Origin of the sequence: Halomonas sp. TP35, from assembly GCF_052375975.1 — a bacterium.
Taxonomy (GTDB): domain Bacteria; phylum Pseudomonadota; class Gammaproteobacteria; order Pseudomonadales; family Halomonadaceae; genus Vreelandella; species Vreelandella citrativorans.
In genome coordinates, this window is the sequence record NZ_JBQSUZ010000016.1 from 58,792 (window position 1) to 74,772 (window position 15,981).

Below are 15,981 nucleotides of genomic sequence, written 5' to 3' on the forward strand. Positions count from 1 at the left end.
ATCTCCTCGTGTTGTGATTGTTACATGTGACCTTAGTGCTCAAGTTGTTCCAGCTTGTCCCTGGTGGGCAAACCTTCCATATCACCGACGACTTGTACGGCCTGGGCGCCTACCAGGTTGCCACGTTTAAGCGCATCACGAGCAGTTAGGCCATCCAGCAGTGCGCTGATCGCACCGACCGCGAAGCCATCGCCAGCCCCTACGGTATCAACAACGTTGGCGACCGGCTGGCCGGGCACGTTGATGCTTTCCAAAGAGCCTCCCAGCGTGCCGCGATAATAGCTGCCCTCTGGCCCCAGCTTGATGATAACGGCCTTGGCACCGCGCTCAAGGTAGAAGTCGGCAATCGCTTCGGGCGATTCGCAGCCGGTCAAAAGCCGCCCTTCGGAAAGTCCCGGTAGCACCCAGTCAGCAAGGCTTGCCAGCTCATTTAAGGTATCACGCATGACAGCTTCGTTGGGCCAAAGTGACGGGCGTAAATTGGGGTCGAAGGAAATGCTGGCGCCGCTTTGGCGTGCCTGCTGCATCAAGTGGCGGGTTAATTCCAGGGCGCTTTTAGAAAGCGCGGGGGTAATGCCGGTAGCATGCAGATGAGTGAGCGACTGAAAATCGATGGAAGCGGCATCTTCAATGCTTAAGTGGCTGGCGGCACTGCCGCGCCTGAAGTACTCAACCCGTGGGTCGGCACCGTTTTCTGCGCGCTCTTTGAACATCAGCCCGGTGGGGTGTTGCGCATCAAGCTGAATATATCGGTCGTCAACCCCTTCAGCTTTTAAAGACTGCTGAATAAACCGGCCCTGGCTGTCGGTGCCCACTCGGCTCAACCAGCCAACGTGAAAACCCAGGCGCGAGAGGCCGATGGCGACATTATTGTCGGCGCCTGCTAAACGGCGATGAAAGCTTTCGACTTCTGCTAGATCACCCGGTGTATTAGCCACCAGCATGGCCATGGCTTCGCCAAAAGTCAGTATCCGAGGGGAGGAGGACGTTGTATTTGCCATCAGGATATTCTCTTTTTAAGTGTGTTAAAGATTTGGCTTAAGCGTTGTACTGCCGCGCACTTGTAAGCGCGGGGCGTGGCGGTAGCGCACGGGCGATGTTGGCGCTGAGCCGTTAAGCTGGTTGAGCAGGCAACTGACGGCAGCGTGACCGATATCATCGGTAGGCTGGGCCAGGGTGGTGATGCCTGGCGTTATCAGCTCACACCAATCTAGTTCGTCAATTCCCATTAAACCGGTAAGGCCCAAAGGGATGCCCAGCTGTTGAAAGCTGCGTGTCATGGCGAGCGTGACGTTGCCGTTAGCGCATAAAACAGCGCCTGGAGATGATGCAGAGTGCTGGGTAAAGACAGTTAACGCTTCAAAGTGAGGCGCTGAATTGCCCAGTATCAGCGTCTGACTTTTTATGCCTAAGCTCTCTGCTTGCTGATTAAAGCGCTGTAGCCGTTCCTGGCGGGTACTGGCATGTGCAGGCGACTCACTGACATAGAGAAGGGAGCGATACCCCTGTTGCACGAGATGATCCAGTGCCATATCAATCGCTAGCGCGTTATCAAGCCCGATCACATCAACGTCAAGTTGGTGAACCTCGCGGTCAAGTAGCACGAGGGGGACGCCGCTATGCATGAGTGCCTGTAACTGCGCTTCAGGCTGCCCGGCAGCATTAATCATCAAGCCTTCTACCTGATAAGACTTCAGCAGGCTCAGGTGCTGTTGTTCTCGTTCAGGATCGTTATCGGTATTACAGACGATTAATGAATAACCGTGAGCCCGAGCCGCTTGCTCTATGCCGTGGACAACCGCCACTGAGAACGGATTGCGGATATCGGCCACCAGTACGCCCAGTAGGCGCGAGCCGCCTCCCTTGAGACCGCGTGCCATTAAATTAGGCTGGTAGCCCAGCGTCGTGGCGGCGTTGGCAATGCGCGCTTGAAGGCTGGGCGTTAGCCGTTCGCGCTCTGGGCCGAAAAAGCGCGATACGCTGGTTTTAGACGTGCCCGCCAGTTTAGCGACTTCAATAAGTGTGGCGCGCACAGAGGCAGGGGGCATGTTGGCTATCCATTAAACAGTAAAATGGGAACGTTCCCAATTGGCTCCAACATAGTGAATTTTGGGTTTAAAGGCAATACGCCTTAAGGCCCAGTGGAAGGGTAGGTGAAAATACATGGTTAAGAAAAATTAATCTGACGGCCTCTGCTAGGCTGTAGAGAAAAGCATTATAGGCGAACGCAATGCAGCCCCATGAGTACCGGCAATATGATGCCACCGGCCTTGCCGAACTGATCTGCCGCCGAGAGGTGAGTCGCGCAGACGTTCTGGAGGCTGCCTTCAAGGCGATTGAAGCGATAAATCCTGCCCTGCATGCGATCGTCAGAACGCGGTTTGAGAAAGCCCGGCATGAGAGCGAGGAGATCGCCGATGGCGCGCTCTTTGGTGGAGTGCCCACCTTGAGTAAAGATCTGTTGATGGGGTTGGCCGGTGAACCCTTGGCCTCGGGATGTGCTGCGTTAACTCAGTGGCGCCCTAAAGAGGATTCGCCGATTATCCAGCGCTCGAAAGCCGCGGGCTTGGTCATTATTGGGCAAACGGCCACGCCTGAGTTGGGGTTGATGGGGATTACCGAGCCTAAAGCCTTTCCGCATCCTGTTAACCCATGGCGGGAAGGGTATTCACCTGGTGGCTCCAGCGGCGGTGCGGCCGTGGCAGTAGCTAGCGGAATTGTGCCGTTGGCGTTGGCCGGGGACGGTGGTGGCTCCATCCGTATTCCTGCCAGCTACTGTGGGCTTTTTGGCTTTAAACCTACGCGTGGGCGGATGCCGCTTGACTCAAGCCATGGGGAAGTGTGGCAGGGGGCGGTCATTGAGCACGCGTTGACGCGCAGTGTGCGAGATAGTGCGGCGCTGTTGGAACAGGTAAACGGTATGGCGCCTTCCGGCCCGTACCCGGTACGCGCTGAAACGGGCTTCGTAACGGCATTAGCGTCCTCGCCTAAGCGATTACGCATTGCTATATCGCTGGGCGAGCCTTTAAGCCGTGGCTTGGGCACGCAGTTAAACTCGGAAGTAAAAACAGCGGTTAATAAAGCCGCCGTTGCGCTAACGGAAATGGGCCATGAGGTGGAGTGGTGCGATCCGCCGGTGGACGGTGAAGCCCTGGCAGATAGCTACCTGACGCTTTATCTTGGCCACTTGGCAGCGGACCTTCGCTGGATTAGCCAGCAAACCGGCGTGCCCACTCATCGCTTGGCGATTGAGCCCTCTACACGTGCCATCGGCCGATTAGGAAGCAAACTATTAGCGCAGGATTACGAGCTGGCGAAACGCCATTGGCACGTGGTCGCTGAACAAATGAGCCGTTTTCATCAACGCTTTGATGCGTTGGTGATGCCGGTAAGCGCAGATACCGCGCCTGAAATTGGCGAGCTCTATCCAACAGCGGCACGCGAACGCTTAATGTCTGTGTTGGCCATTCCCGGGGCATCATCGCTGGCGCTAAAGGCTGGCTTATTAAAGAGGCTGGCGGTGGATGCCCTTGGCCGCACGCCGTTCACCCAATTAGCCAATCTGACCGGCCAGCCCGCCATGTCAGTGCCTTTGCATGTTGCCGCCAACGGCCTACCGGTGGGTGTGCAAATAGTCGGGCGGTTTGGTGAAGATAAACAGCTCTTACAGCTAGCTGCGGCATTTGAACGGCACGATGCCTGGCAGCACCGCTTGCCGCTGCAAGCGTTCCGCTCTTAGGCAGGGTAAACTACGCGGCTTTACTATGCCGCTTGGCCTTATGCATGTATCCAACCTATGAATTAACCGACGCTGGAGACCGCTACTTCGACGGTCTGGTCGACAAGTTTTCACGCTCGCTTTACCAGGCGCCTCGCGGCGAGCTGCGCTTGGCGATGCTGGATTACTTGCTGCCGCAAATGCTTGAACTAACCCAGCAGCCCGTGTTGGATGTCGGCGGCGGGTTAGGCCAGCAGGCGGCGTGGTTTGCCGAACGCCAGCACCCGGTCACCATGGCTGAGCCCTCTCTGGACATGCTTACGTATGCCAAACATTGGCACCTTGAAGCCAAGCGACTGCCTGGCGAGGCGATGACCTACGTGCATGCCCCGCTTCAGGATTTACGCCAGCAAGCGCCGGGCCCTTGGCCATTGATTACCTGCCATGCGGTGCTTGAGTGGTTGGGCGACCCGCGCTCAGCGATGGCCAGCCTGGCAAGCCTGCTCGCGCCCGGCGGGCAGTTGAGCCTGATGGTGTTTAACCGCGATGCGCTGCGTTTTTCCAATGCGGTGAAAGGCAATCTGGAAAAGGCGCTAAGTGATCGTTTGGAAGGCAAGGGCAAGCGGCAGCGCTTAACGCCTATTTCGCCGGTCACCCACGCTGAGATGGTGGCATGGGGGGCGGAAAACAGTCTTGAAGTGGCAAGCGTTGCGGGTATCCGCGTGTTTCAGGATTACCTGCGTCAGCCACCCGCCAGCGATAGAGAGCGTGAAACGCTGCTGGCGCTTGAAAAGAAGTACTGCCAACAAGACCCGCACTGGCGGCTGGGTCGTTATTTACTCTACACGTTGATTAAACCGGAGACTTCCCAATGAGTGCCCAATCACCTGCCTGCCAACTGCTGGAACGTCAACAGGATGACTACACGGCACTTATGGTCGTAGCGCCACCGGTTGATGCCTGGTTAATCGCGCAATCTGCAGGCGCTATCAGTGGGGATCTTGGGGTTCTAAGCGAGTGGCAAGCTGCCGATAAGAGAGCGTTTAGCCCCTTCGCGCTGCCTGAAAATGCCGTTACCCACGGCGAGATAGTGTTGTTCTGGCCTAAAGCGCATCAGCTAGGCATTTGGTGGCTTGAGTGGCTATGCAGGGTGTTACCCATGGGCACGGCCATTGAGATTGTCGGTGAGCACAGTGGTGGCGTGAAACGGGTGCCTAACGTACTCGCAGAGCGGGGGATGATGTGTGACAAGCGCGATAACGCGCGGCGCTGTTCACTCTTTGCCACACGCACCATCGCGCTTGAGAACACCCTGGAAGACGCTTGGCAGCGCTTTGATGCTTTGGGCTTAACGCTGGTTAGCCATCCCGGCGTTTTTGGTCATGGCAAGGTAGATGAAGGCACGCTGCTACTATTGGACAGCTTGGAAAAAGAGCTGCCTAAAACGCCTCAACGTATTCTCGATATGGGCTGTGGCGATGGCATTATTAGCGCCTGGCTTGCCAAACGGGGCCATGCGGTAACCGCCGTGGATGTCAGCGCTTTTGCTGTAGAGGCAACGCATCGCACGCTAGAGGCTAATCAGGTTAATGGGCATGCTTTGCAAAGCGATGTGTATAGCGCATTGGAAAGTGAAACCTACGATTTTATTATTAGTAACCCGCCGTTTCATCAAGAGCGAGACGTAAGCTACGGGCCTAGCCAACGCTTGATTCGCCAAGCGCCTAAGCATCTTGCTAACCGTGGGCGTCTCATCATGGTCGCCAATGTGTTCTTGCCTTATCCGGACCTTCTCACCGAGGCTTTTGGCAGCTTTGAAACGCTTGCTGATAATCGGCGGTTTCGGGTCTATGTGGCGAGTAGATTAGGCCGTTAATGTTTATTTTTGAATCGCGGTTTACTCGTCAAAGAAAACACTTAAAACATGGTCTAAGTGGGCTTCCATTGCATGGCGGGCAGCGGTCGGGTCACGATTTTCAATCGCCTTGACGATCTGCTCATGATCGCCTTGGGAGCGTTGAGGCATATCTGTTTCCATGTACAGATCCTGAAGACGACGGAACATAGGGCCATATTGATGGCCAAGTAGGTGCTTGATGATAAGTGCGTAAGCAGCGTTGCTTGATGCTTCTGCTATGCGGATATGCAGCAATCGGTCCCCGGCGCAGTTACGTCTACCGTTGGCGTTATCAAAAAAATTGCGTTCGAGAGCTAATCGAATCGATTTTATGTCGTCATCGGTCGCATTCGTGGCTGCTAATGCCGCGATTTCCGGCTCTAGATAGCGGCGTGTCTGAAGAAGGGAAAACGGAGGGATTTCTTCGTCCAGGTTAAGCTCAATTTCACTCTCGAATTCTGGATCCAGTGCCCACGGTTCTGTACGTGCCGCCGCACGCATCACCGGCTCTAAAGGCATTGAACGGGGCTCAAGTACAACGACACCGTGCCCGACTCGCACGGCAACCTGACCAACCACTTCCAAAGCAATCAAGGCTTCTCTTACTGATGCTCGGCTGACGCCTAGAGATTGTGCAAGCTCGCGCTCGGGCGGAAGGAGGGTTCCAGGGGGGAACTCTCCATTATTGATCAACTGCTGCAACTGGTCAGCGATCTGGCGATAAAGCCGTTGTGAGCGGATGGCTTGAATGGGCATTCGCGGTCGTTCCTATCCGTTTCTTTAATATTCTCGATCAATATTAACTGCGACTAAAGTTTATCCCCAAAAGCCCATGATTGGCCTTTTTGAGGATTGCAAAGATCAATATCTCTCGCTCATACTCGATTCATTGGTCAGGCCATTGTATGTCTGGACGACCTGACCCTAGTATGTTCCCACGATTTCCAGAGGCGTGCCATCGCTATTAGGGAAGTGACATCGCATGAGACTCAAAAATAAAACTGCATTAATCACTGCCGCCGCGAACGGTATTGGGCGTGCAAGCGTCGAGCGATTTGTTGCCGAAGGCGCACGTGTACTCGCCACCGATATTGATATTTCTACCTTGCAAGATATGCCGGGCGTTGAAGCCTATCGCCTTGATGTAACGGATAGTCAGGCAATCAACGAACTTGCCGCTTCGCTGCCAGACTTGGACATACTGTTTAACTGTGCGGGCATGGTGGCGGGTGGCACGGTGCTTGAGTGCGACGAGGCGACTTGGCAGCGGTCGATGGATCTGAACGTCACTTCAATGTTTTATACCCTTCAGGCTTTTTTACCCGGCATGTTATTAAACGGCGGGGGTAGCATTATCAATATGGCGTCTCTGGCATCAAGCGTTAAAGGTGTTGCCAACCGTTGTGCTTACGGGACCTCCAAAGCGGCGGTTATCGGTCTTACCAAGTCGGTCGCCGCCGACTTTATGACCCAGGGTGTTCGCTGCAATGCCATTTGCCCAGGTACCGTCGAGTCTCCCTCATTGAAACAGCGTATTGCAGACCAGGCCCGCCGAGAAGGGCGCAGCGAGTCTGACGTGCTGGCATCGTTTATTGCGCGTCAACCGATGGGCAGGCTAGGGCGGGTAGAGGAAGTGGCTGCTTTGGCCGCTTTTCTGGCCAGTGATGAATCGCAGTTCATTACCGGTACCGCGCAATTAATTGATGGCGGCTGGGCTAACTGATTACTTTAGGAGGTACAACAATATGAAATTATTACGCTTTGGGCCATCGGGTCAGGAAAAGCCAGGCATTCTGGATAGCCAGGGAAAGGTACGCGATCTTTCCTCTATCGTTGATGATATTGCGGGCGACGTATTGAGCGATAGTAAGTTGCAGCAGCTACGCGATATGGATTTAACGACGTTGCCGGAAGTAGCTGATGATGTCCGCTTGGGCCCCTGTGTGGCTCGCGTAGGCAAGTTTATCTGCATTGGCCTCAACTACTCAGATCACGCAGCGGAAACCGGTGCTGAAGTGCCGCCCGAACCGGTCATTTTCAATAAATGGACCAGCGCTATCTGCGGCCCTAACGATGATGTGGAGATTCCCCGTGGCTCGGAAAAGACCGATTGGGAAGTAGAGCTTGGCGTCATCATTGGCAAGGGCGGACGTTACATCGACGAGGCCGACGCCATGTCTCATGTGGCGGGCTACTGTGTTGTGAATGATGTCTCTGAGCGTGCGTTCCAGCTTGAACGCAGTGGCACTTGGGATAAAGGCAAAGGCTGCGATACGTTTGGCCCGTTAGGCCCTTGGCTGGTAACCCGTGATGAAGTGGCGGACCCGCACCAATTGGGCATGTGGCTTGAAGTGGATGGCAAGCGTTATCAGGATGGCAGCACCCAGACCATGGTGTATCAGGTGCCTTTCCTGATCAGTTATCTAAGCCGTTTTATGAGCCTGCAGCCGGGCGACGTCATTTCAACCGGTACGCCTCCCGGTGTAGGCATGGGCCAGCAGCCCCAAGTATATCTTCGGGGCGGCCAGCGCATGCGTTTAGGCATTGATGGCTTGGGCGAGCAGACGCAGCGCGTAGTTCAGGCATAGAAAATTTAGATAGTAGAAATATAGATAGTGGAAATACACATGGTAAGAAAATAGGTATTGGCGGCTCTAATTCGCCGCTAATACCTCATTTACCGAGAGCGGCAGGCCTTGAAGGATTTTTATACCTCCAAAGGACTGACCAATAGACCAAAGCGCCTGTCAGGCTGGTTCGATAGTGGCCTGTGCTTGGCGGAAAGGAGCACATTAATGCAAGCGCTTGTTTGTTCAAAGCCGCACCACCTTGAACTGCGTCACTACGCTAAGCCTGAATGTCCGGCAGGACATGCCCTGGTACGCATTCGGCGCATTGGCATCTGCGGCACGGATATCCATGCCTATGGGGGTAATCAGCCCTATTTTGAATACCCACGCGTGCTTGGTCATGAGCTCGCAGGAGAGGTTGTTGAGGTGGTGGATAGCCCAACTCAGCATCTGTTGGGCAAGCAGGTCTACGTTATTCCTTATTTACATTGTGGCGAGTGCCGCGCCTGCCAGCAGGGTAAGACAAACTGTTGCCAGAATATGCAGGTTATTGGTGTACATAAGGATGGTGGAATGGCGGAGTACTTGTCTGTTCCCACTACACACTTGGTAGTTTCCGAAACCCTCTCTATCGATCAGCTTGCATTAGTAGAGTGCATGGCGATTGGCGCCCATGCGGTAAGACGTAGCGCACTGCAAGCGGGTGAGTTGGCGGTGATTGTCGGAGCAGGCCCGATAGGCATGGGTGTTCTTCAGGTGGCGAAAAGCCGAGGTGCACGCACATTGATGGTGGACACCAATGCCTCGCGATTAGCATTTTGCCGTGATGTGCTGGGGGCTGATGCGGTCGCAAATCCACAGGAAGTTGAGGTGACGGCCCAGATCAGCACACTAAATGGTGGAGCGCTAGCGGATGTAGTGTTCGATGCCACCGGTAATCCCCGTGCCATGCAGGCGGGGTTCGATCTTGCAGGCCATGGTGGGCGCTACGTGTTGGTTAGCATAGTGAAAGCTGATATCACCTTTAACGATCCTGACTTCCACAAAAAAGAACTGACACTCATGGGGAGTCGTAACGCCACGCGTGAAGACTTTGATTGCGTGGTGTCGCTGATGGAAAGTGGCGCTATCAACGCTGAGGCGATGATTACTCACCGGGCGCCGCTTGCTGATGTTCCTTCAAAAATGCCTCAGTGGTGTGATCCCGACAATCAGGTTATCAAAGCCATGATTTCCATTGATACTGAGGAAGCGCATCCGTGAGTGACCTGATTACAACGCAAACACCCCATCTCACGCTGCGTGTCCACGCACTGGATAATGTTCGAGTTGCTTTGACCGACTTGCCCGAGGGCGCAGTGATCGAAGATCAAGGCGTCAACATCACGCTACCTGGCTTCGTTCGCCACAAGCATAAGTTTGCGCTAAACGATATGGCCGTTGGCGATGTTGTCACCATGTACGGCGTAAGGGTCGGTAAAGCAACACAGCCCATTGCGGCGGGGGGCGCGATCACGACCGAAAACGTGGTGCATGCAACGGACGAGCTATCCACGGAGACTAGGCAACAAGCATGGCAGCCCCCTGAGGTAGCGGCGTTCGAGAAGACGACATTTGCGGGCTACCACCGCCCGGATGGCAAGGTAGGAACGGCCAACGTGTGGCTAGTGGTGCCTTTGGTCTTTTGTGAAAACCGCAATATCGAAGTGTTGCGCCAGTGTGTTGCCGATGCCTTGGGTGACGACCCCTTTTATGATTATAAGCGCATGGCCAGACAGCTGTTACATGGGCAAGACATTGCAGAGTCAGCGGCACCCGCTGGGGAGCGTCTGTTTCCTAATGTCGATGGCGTGCGCTTTTTGATTCATCAGCAAGGCTGCGGTGGCACAGACGGCGATGCTGACGCGCTATGTGAACTGCTCGCAGGCTACATCTGTCATCCTAATGTCGCTGGAGCAACGGTGCTCAGCCTAGGCTGCCAGAAAGCACAGATCACGATGTTGCAAGATGCCATTGCAAAACGTGACCCAAGCGGCCACAAGCCAGTCAGCTATTTCGAGCAGCAGCGGTCTGAAAGCGAAGAGGTGCTGATTCGCGACGCATTGACAGCGATTTTTGATGGACTCAAGCAGGCCAATCAAGTGACTCGGCAACCAGCGCCGCTTTCTGAGCTTACCTTGGGCGTTGAATGCGGCGGCTCGGATGGCTTTTCCGGGCTTTCCGCAAACCCCATGGTAGGCGCCGTTGTGGATCGCCTAGTGGCGCTGGGCGGTAGCGGTATTCTAAGTGAGTTCCCCGAACTGTGTGGCGTGGAGCACGAGCTATTGGCGCGCTGTCGTAATCAACAGGTTGCTGAACGCTTTACCGCATTAATGGCCGCTTATCAGCGTCATGCCCATGCTGTGGGCGCGGACTTCTCCATGAACCCTTCACCTGGGAATGTGCGTGACGGCCTGATTACCGATGCCATGAAGTCAGCAGGCGCTGCTAAAAAAGGCGGAGACAGTCCCGTGGTTGATGTGCTCGATTACACCGAACCCATGACGCGTAAGGGACTTAACCTGCTATGTACGCCAGGTAACGATGTAGAGTCCACTACCGGCTTGGTTGGGTCCGGCGCTAATCTGGTGCTATTTACCACAGGCCTAGGAACGCCGACCGGCAACCCTGTTGCACCTGTGATTAAGATTTCAAGCAATAGCGAACTCGCAAGCCGCATGAGCGATGTTATCGACTTCGATGCTGGGCCGATCATCCGCGGTGAAGCGAGCATTGCCCAATTGGCCGATGAATTGCTAACGTTCTGTATTGAAACCGCGTCTGGACGTTATGTATCGAAGGCCGCACGTCTTGCACAGTTGGACTTTATTCCCTGGAAAAGAGGAGTGTCATTGTGAGGCAGCCTCTCTCTCAGGCGAGCATTGTTCAGTTCGGTACGAGCCGTTTTTTACTCGGCCATGTCGCTGCTTTTGCAAGCGCAGCGTTGGCAGAGGGAAACAGTCGTGAGGCGGTGCTTGTGGTGCAGACATCGGCGCGTCCCGAGGGCAAAGCCAAGGCAGCTGCCCTGGCTCAGCAGGATAGTTATCCGCTACACATTAAGGGATTGCGTAATGGTGCACCTATTGAGGAGTACCTCTCTATTAGTAGTATCGCTGGCTGCCTCGTGGCACAGGAAGAGTGGGAGGCATTAGAGCGTCACTTTATTCACACAGCTCGTTGGGTGGTTTCCAATACGGGGGATAGCGGTTACGAAGTCGCCGGTGATACTAGTCTTGCCGCTGTTCCAGCAAGCTTTCCAGGCAAGTTGACTAAGCTGCTTTATGCACGCTTCAAGGCAGAGCAGCCAGGTCTCACGCTGCTGCCCTGCGAATTGATCGGCAGCAATGGTCAAGTGCTCAAGGAAATCGTCTCCAAACTAGCGCGCCAGGACTACCACGATGCTCATTTCGATACATGGCTGGATATCGAGTGTTGCTGGGTCAATACATTGGTAGACCGAATCGTCTCGGCGCCCTTGGAGCCGGTTGGCGCTGTTGCTGAGCCTTATGCGCTCTGGGCTGTGCAGCAAACGCCAGGCCTGACGATGCCTTTTGAATATCCTGCCATTGAGGTCGTAAGTTCGTTACAGCCTTATGAGTTACGCAAGCTGCATATCCTTAATCTGGCGCATACGTATCTGGTTGATCAGTGGCTCCAGCTTGAATTGACCGGTTCCGTTACCTACGTCAGAGAAGCCATGCGAGAGCCACAGCTACGTAATGCGCTCAGTGAGGTTATGGAGAAAGAGGTGCTACCTGTTTTGGCACTTGAATTACCGGATATGGATTTAAACGCCTACTGGCAGAGCACATTGGACCGTTTTGATAACCCTTTTTTAGGTCATCGTCTAAAAGATATTGCCCAGTATCACAATGACAAACTGAGCCGTCGTATACAGCCGATGGTGGATATGGCGAAAAATCACGCAGTACCGACGCCAATGCTGAGTGATGCGCTTAAACGGAAAAACATTCCAAACATTAACGATAAAACAACACTGCTTTAAAGCAGACACCACACCTACGGTTAAACACAAGAAAAAGAGGAGTGCTCAATGCGCCTGAATAAACTGTCTATCGCTATTACGCTTGCTACTGTTACGACGCTTGGCGCTGTTACGGCTGCTCACGCCAGCACTGAAATCCGCGTTGCGTACGGCAACCAGCCCGGCGAGCCGGTGGATGTCGCCGTTAAACAGTGGGCTGAGTGGGTGAGTGAGGCGAGTAATGGTGAGCTGGAACTGAAAGCGTTTCCCGCAAGCCAACTAGGTTCGGAAACTGAGGTAATGGAACAGGCACGCTTTGGTGCGCCCATTATTTCAATTTCTGCTTACAGTAATTTTCTCGATTCAGTGCCTGACCTTGCCGTATTAGATGCGCCTTATCTGAGTGAAGACTTTGAGTCGAAGCTTAAGGTTTTTGATTCGGAATGGTTTTCAGAACAAATGGCAAAGGTAAATGGGTCTGGCTACCACATTGTTATCCCAAATGCGGTATATGGAGCACGCCACCTGCTATCAAATGAGCCTGTCAGCAGTCCTGCTGATCTTGATGGTATGCGTATTCGTGTTCAAAACTCGCAAATGTATGTAGAAGCTATACGTGCCATGGGAGCAACCCCTACGCCGATGTCACTTGGTGACGTCTATCCTGCGCTGGCGCAGGGAATAGTAGACGGCGTCGAGAATCCAGCAGCGGTACTTTACGGAGGCAAGTTCCACGAAGTGGTGAAGCATCTTAGCTTGACGTCTCATATGCATACCGTGGCGCCTTTCGTTACTGGGAAGTCTTTTTGGGATCAACTCAGTGAAGAGCAGCAGCAGATTATGACGGATACCGGCCAGCAGATGGCAGAGTATCTCTCTGAACTGGTAGCGGAAAATAGCGAACAGGCATTAGAGAGTTTACGTAGTGAAGGTGTAGAGATTCATGATGTTGATATCACGCCTTTCCGCGAGCGAGCTGCGCAACAGATTCCATCCGCGTTTCCTCAGTGGAGCGATGGTCTGTATGACAAGGTTTACGAAATAATTAACGGCTAATCAGCCTGTGATTGCGTGGTTCCCCGGCTAGCCGGGGAACCACGTTGAGGTGTCTGATATGAAGCGTATATTCACGTGGATAGATCGATTCATGCGTCTTGATGAAGTCATCGCGACCGCCGCCATTTTTGCGCTTTTCCTGGTGGCTATTAGCAACATATTCATGCGCTATTTATTTAACAGTCCCTTAGCCTGGACAGAAGAAATTCTTCAAATGCTTTTAGTGTGGGCCTCATTCCTGGGCGCCAGCGCCTTGGTGCGCCGTAGAGAGCATGTGTTTATCAGTTTTGTTACCGATAAGCTGCCGCCAAGATTGGCGCATTGGAATGAGCAAATATTCAGTGTGGGCATCATTTTAGCGAGTGCCGCAGTAATGCTTTATTGGGGGACTGAGCTACTCAGCTATTCAGCGTATCGCAGTACACCGATGCTGCAAATTCCTTATTACTGGATTCATGTGGCGATCCCCGTTAGTGCGGTGGTAATGATTTACCACTGCGTGGTGCGGTTGGTTCGGCAACATTCATCTTAGGAGCTAACCACATGGCTGTCAGTATCGCGCTTGGCGCATTGTTTTTACTGTTTCTGTTAGGTACACCCGTCGCGTTTGCACTCTTTTTCTCGACGTTTCTCTATTTCATCGTAGGGGCTGACCAACCCATGATGCTGCTTATTCAGCGTCTAGCCGGTGGCCTAGAGTCGGTTTCTTTACTCGCTATTCCATTTTTCATTATGGCGGGTGTGTTCATGAACTATTCAGGCATTACCGACCGGTTGCTAAAGCTTGCTGAATTGCTGACTCGTCGTATGCATGGTGGATTAGCACAAGCCAATGTGTTGTTAAGTACTTTTATGGGCGGGCTGTCTGGCTCTAATATTGCCGACGCAGCCATGAATGCCAAGCTTTTGGTGCCGAGCATGACGGCTAAAGGCTATCCCGTGCCTTTCTCTAGTGCGGTAACCGCCGCTTCGTCACTCATTACCTCGACCATTCCGCCCGGCATAGCCTTGATCGTGTATGGCTACGTCAATAATGTCTCCATTGGACGGCTTTTTCTTGCCGGGGTGGTGCCTGGCGTGTTGATGGCAATCAGCCTAATGGTGCTGGTGTCCTTCCTGTGTCGGCGTTATGGCTACCAGCCACCCCAGCGAGCGAAAGTAGCTCGCACGGAGTGGGTTAGCGTGACGCGTGCCGGTATTATCGCTTTAATGCTACCCTTGGTCGTCATTGGCGGCATTCGCATTGGCGTATTTACGCCAACAGAGGCGGGGGCTATTGCGGTGCTTTATGCTCTAATCGTAGGTGTTTTCATTTATAAGCAGATGACGCCTAAGACGATAGCGCTGGCGACCAACGAATCGCTCTTGGCATCTGTTAATGTGCTTTTCATCATTGCCGTAGCATCAGGTTTTGCACGCTTTCTTACTTGGGAGCAAATTCCTCAAGAGATAGCTATGTTGCTATCCACGCAGGTAGGAAGCGCTATCGCTTTCTTATTATTAGCTAACATATTGTTATTGATTTTGGGAATGTTTCTGGAAGGAAACGCCATTTTGATCGTGCTTTCACCGCTGCTGGCACCGGTAGCCTCTCAATTTGGCATTGATCCCGTCCACTTTGGCATCATTTTCATTATCAATGCCACGATTGGCACGATTACACCGCCATTAGGCACGGTGATGTTTACGACCTGCAGTATCACAGGTATTAACGTTTCATCCTTTATTCGTGCTGTTCTACCTTTTTGGCTGGTAATGGTAGGTATTCTATTACTGGTAACCTTCATCCCGGCGCTTTCGCTGATGCTGCCTACGCTTGTTTTCTAACCGCGATGGTTTTTTATGAAAGGCAGTGGCAGGGATTAAAGAGGCTAACTCAATATTTCCTCACACTTGCCACATTCGGCTACCGACGTACCAACGTTTCACCGCTATGCTGCTGATAAGCAGTGGCCAATTGAATGTAAGTTGCACGGGGTGGCAATGATGGTTAGAAACAGCAGAAATATCGTGATGTTAAGCAGTGCGGTTGTGTTGGGTGGATTGTTGGCGCTGGGGTTGGTCGGAGGCGGTAGCTATATCAAGCAGGCGGCCGACGTGTGGCAGCAGTCTTCGCGCAATGTCACAGTGCGCGGTTTGGCCGAGCGTGAGGTGGCGGCCGACCTGGTCTTATGGCCGTTTAACTACAGCGTGAGCGCTAATAGCTTAAGCGACCTGGAGCAGCAGCTTTCCAATAATGATCAGGCGATTCGTCGCTTTCTGGAGGCTCAGGGATTTGAATCCGAGCATATCAGCACCACGCCCCCCAGGATTACCGATCAGTTCAGCAACCTCTATGGCGTGCAGCGTCCTGATGAGCGTTACCGCGCTGAGGCCACGTTACTGCTGCGTTCGCCGGATGTAGAGGGTGTGATGCAGGCGATCCCAGGTACTTCATCGCTGGTACGTCAGGGGATTTTGCTCTCGCCAAGTTACGAGTACCAAACTGAGTTTCTATTTACCGGCTTGGAGGCTATCAAGCCTGAGATGATTGCCGAGGCGACGGCTGACGCGCGTAATGCCGCCCAGCAGTTTGCAGAAGACTCCGGGAGTCAGGTAGGGCAGATCCGCCAGGCAACCCAAGGCTATTTCTCGATTGATGATTTGGACAGCTATACCCCGCACATCAAGCGTGTCCGGGTGGTTACGACCATCGACTATGCCTTAAAAGACTAGG

The 15,981-nt window shown here is 53.5% G+C and carries 15 protein-coding genes; 12 read left to right on the forward strand and 3 right to left on the reverse strand.

Annotated elements, in window-relative coordinates:
* Nucleotides 1-32 precede the first annotated feature (32 nt).
* Entirely contained in the window at nt 33-1,001 is a 969-nt protein-coding gene (locus ACT3RU_RS15290; protein ID WP_483392869.1) for a sugar kinase, read from the reverse strand.
* A gap of 24 nt (nt 1,002-1,025) precedes the next feature.
* Nucleotides 1,026-2,048: a LacI family DNA-binding transcriptional regulator gene (locus ACT3RU_RS15295; RefSeq protein ID WP_483392870.1), complete on the reverse strand. Its 1,023-nt coding sequence runs from the start codon at nt 2,046-2,048 to the stop codon at nt 1,026-1,028.
* 182 nt (nt 2,049-2,230) lie between these two features.
* Here ACT3RU_RS15295 and ACT3RU_RS15300 point away from each other — a divergent pair, with 182 nt between their 5' ends.
* From ACT3RU_RS15300 to ACT3RU_RS15310, 3 genes are read left to right on the forward strand one after another with little or no spacing between them, the layout of a single operon-like run.
* Nucleotides 2,231-3,739 (forward strand): amidase, encoded by a 1,509-nt coding sequence (locus tag ACT3RU_RS15300; protein WP_483392871.1) that lies wholly within the window; start codon nt 2,231-2,233, stop codon nt 3,737-3,739.
* Nucleotides 3,740-3,783: 44 nt separating this feature from the next.
* On the forward strand, nt 3,784-4,593 hold the full coding sequence (locus ACT3RU_RS15305; protein ID WP_483392872.1) for a methyltransferase domain-containing protein: 810 nt from the start codon (nt 3,784-3,786) through the stop codon (nt 4,591-4,593).
* A complete protein-coding gene (locus ACT3RU_RS15310) occupies nt 4,590-5,594 on the forward strand; it encodes a methyltransferase (protein WP_483392873.1) in 1,005 nt (334 codons plus the stop codon). The genes ACT3RU_RS15305 and ACT3RU_RS15310 overlap by 4 nt, the downstream gene beginning before the upstream one ends.
* 21 nt (nt 5,595-5,615) lie before the next feature.
* Here the strand turns inward: ACT3RU_RS15310 and ACT3RU_RS15315 are convergent, their stop codons facing one another.
* A complete protein-coding gene (locus tag ACT3RU_RS15315; protein ID WP_483392874.1) occupies nt 5,616-6,371 on the reverse strand; it encodes a FadR/GntR family transcriptional regulator in 756 nt (251 codons plus the stop codon).
* A 226-nt stretch (nt 6,372-6,597) separates the two neighbouring features.
* Between ACT3RU_RS15315 and ACT3RU_RS15320 the strand changes: the two genes are divergently transcribed.
* The 9 genes from ACT3RU_RS15320 to ACT3RU_RS15360 all read left to right on the forward strand — a co-directional run bounded on the left by ACT3RU_RS15320 (nt 6,598) and on the right by ACT3RU_RS15360 (nt 15,980).
* The gene (locus ACT3RU_RS15320) at nt 6,598-7,338 is read left to right on the forward strand and encodes an SDR family oxidoreductase (protein WP_483392875.1); all 741 of its coding nucleotides are present in this window, start codon (nt 6,598-6,600) and stop codon (nt 7,336-7,338) included.
* Between the two features lie 22 nt (nt 7,339-7,360).
* Complete coding sequence (locus tag ACT3RU_RS15325; protein WP_483392876.1) at nt 7,361-8,203, forward strand: fumarylacetoacetate hydrolase family protein; 843 nt, start codon at nt 7,361-7,363, stop codon at nt 8,201-8,203.
* A 207-nt stretch (nt 8,204-8,410) separates the two neighbouring features.
* The gene (locus ACT3RU_RS15330) at nt 8,411-9,448 is read left to right on the forward strand and encodes a zinc-binding alcohol dehydrogenase family protein (protein ID WP_483392877.1); all 1,038 of its coding nucleotides are present in this window, start codon (nt 8,411-8,413) and stop codon (nt 9,446-9,448) included.
* Entirely contained in the window at nt 9,445-11,082 is a 1,638-nt protein-coding gene (locus tag ACT3RU_RS15335; protein ID WP_483392878.1) for a UxaA family hydrolase, read from the forward strand. Before ACT3RU_RS15330 ends, ACT3RU_RS15335 begins: the two co-directional genes overlap by 4 nt.
* Nucleotides 11,079-12,230, forward strand: coding sequence for a mannitol dehydrogenase family protein (locus ACT3RU_RS15340; protein ID WP_483392879.1), 1,152 nt, complete (start codon nt 11,079-11,081; stop codon nt 12,228-12,230). The genes ACT3RU_RS15335 and ACT3RU_RS15340 overlap by 4 nt, the downstream gene beginning before the upstream one ends.
* A gap of 48 nt (nt 12,231-12,278) precedes the next feature.
* Complete coding sequence (locus ACT3RU_RS15345; RefSeq protein ID WP_483392880.1) at nt 12,279-13,265, forward strand: C4-dicarboxylate TRAP transporter substrate-binding protein; 987 nt, start codon at nt 12,279-12,281, stop codon at nt 13,263-13,265.
* A gap of 58 nt (nt 13,266-13,323) precedes the next feature.
* Nucleotides 13,324-13,797: a TRAP transporter small permease gene (locus tag ACT3RU_RS15350; protein ID WP_483392881.1), complete on the forward strand. Its 474-nt coding sequence runs from the start codon at nt 13,324-13,326 to the stop codon at nt 13,795-13,797.
* Between the two features lie 11 nt (nt 13,798-13,808).
* Complete coding sequence (locus ACT3RU_RS15355) at nt 13,809-15,092, forward strand: TRAP transporter large permease (protein ID WP_483392882.1); 1,284 nt, start codon at nt 13,809-13,811, stop codon at nt 15,090-15,092.
* Nucleotides 15,093-15,242: 150 nt separating this feature from the next.
* Complete coding sequence (locus ACT3RU_RS15360; RefSeq protein WP_483392883.1) at nt 15,243-15,980, forward strand: SIMPL domain-containing protein; 738 nt, start codon at nt 15,243-15,245, stop codon at nt 15,978-15,980.
* Nucleotide 15,981: the final 1 nt, after the last annotated feature.

Bases quoted from the DNA above. Each gene is read 5' to 3' on its own strand.
- ACT3RU_RS15290 (WP_483392869.1), bottom strand. From the start codon at position 1,001: ATGGCAAATACAACGTCCTCCTCCCCTCGGATACTGACTTTTGGCGAA.
- ACT3RU_RS15295 (WP_483392870.1), bottom strand. From the start codon at position 2,048: ATGCCCCCTGCCTCTGTGCGCGCCACACTTATTGAAGTCGCTAAACTG.
- ACT3RU_RS15300 (WP_483392871.1), top strand. From the start codon at position 2,231: ATGCAGCCCCATGAGTACCGGCAATATGATGCCACCGGCCTTGCCGAA.
- ACT3RU_RS15305 (WP_483392872.1), top strand. From the start codon at position 3,784: ATGTATCCAACCTATGAATTAACCGACGCTGGAGACCGCTACTTCGAC.
- ACT3RU_RS15310 (WP_483392873.1), top strand. From the start codon at position 4,590: ATGAGTGCCCAATCACCTGCCTGCCAACTGCTGGAACGTCAACAGGAT.
- ACT3RU_RS15315 (WP_483392874.1), bottom strand. From the start codon at position 6,371: ATGCCCATTCAAGCCATCCGCTCACAACGGCTTTATCGCCAGATCGCT.
- ACT3RU_RS15320 (WP_483392875.1), top strand. From the start codon at position 6,598: ATGAGACTCAAAAATAAAACTGCATTAATCACTGCCGCCGCGAACGGT.
- ACT3RU_RS15325 (WP_483392876.1), top strand. From the start codon at position 7,361: ATGAAATTATTACGCTTTGGGCCATCGGGTCAGGAAAAGCCAGGCATT.
- ACT3RU_RS15330 (WP_483392877.1), top strand. From the start codon at position 8,411: ATGCAAGCGCTTGTTTGTTCAAAGCCGCACCACCTTGAACTGCGTCAC.
- ACT3RU_RS15345 (WP_483392880.1), top strand. From the start codon at position 12,279: ATGCGCCTGAATAAACTGTCTATCGCTATTACGCTTGCTACTGTTACG.
- ACT3RU_RS15350 (WP_483392881.1), top strand. From the start codon at position 13,324: ATGAAGCGTATATTCACGTGGATAGATCGATTCATGCGTCTTGATGAA.
- ACT3RU_RS15355 (WP_483392882.1), top strand. From the start codon at position 13,809: ATGGCTGTCAGTATCGCGCTTGGCGCATTGTTTTTACTGTTTCTGTTA.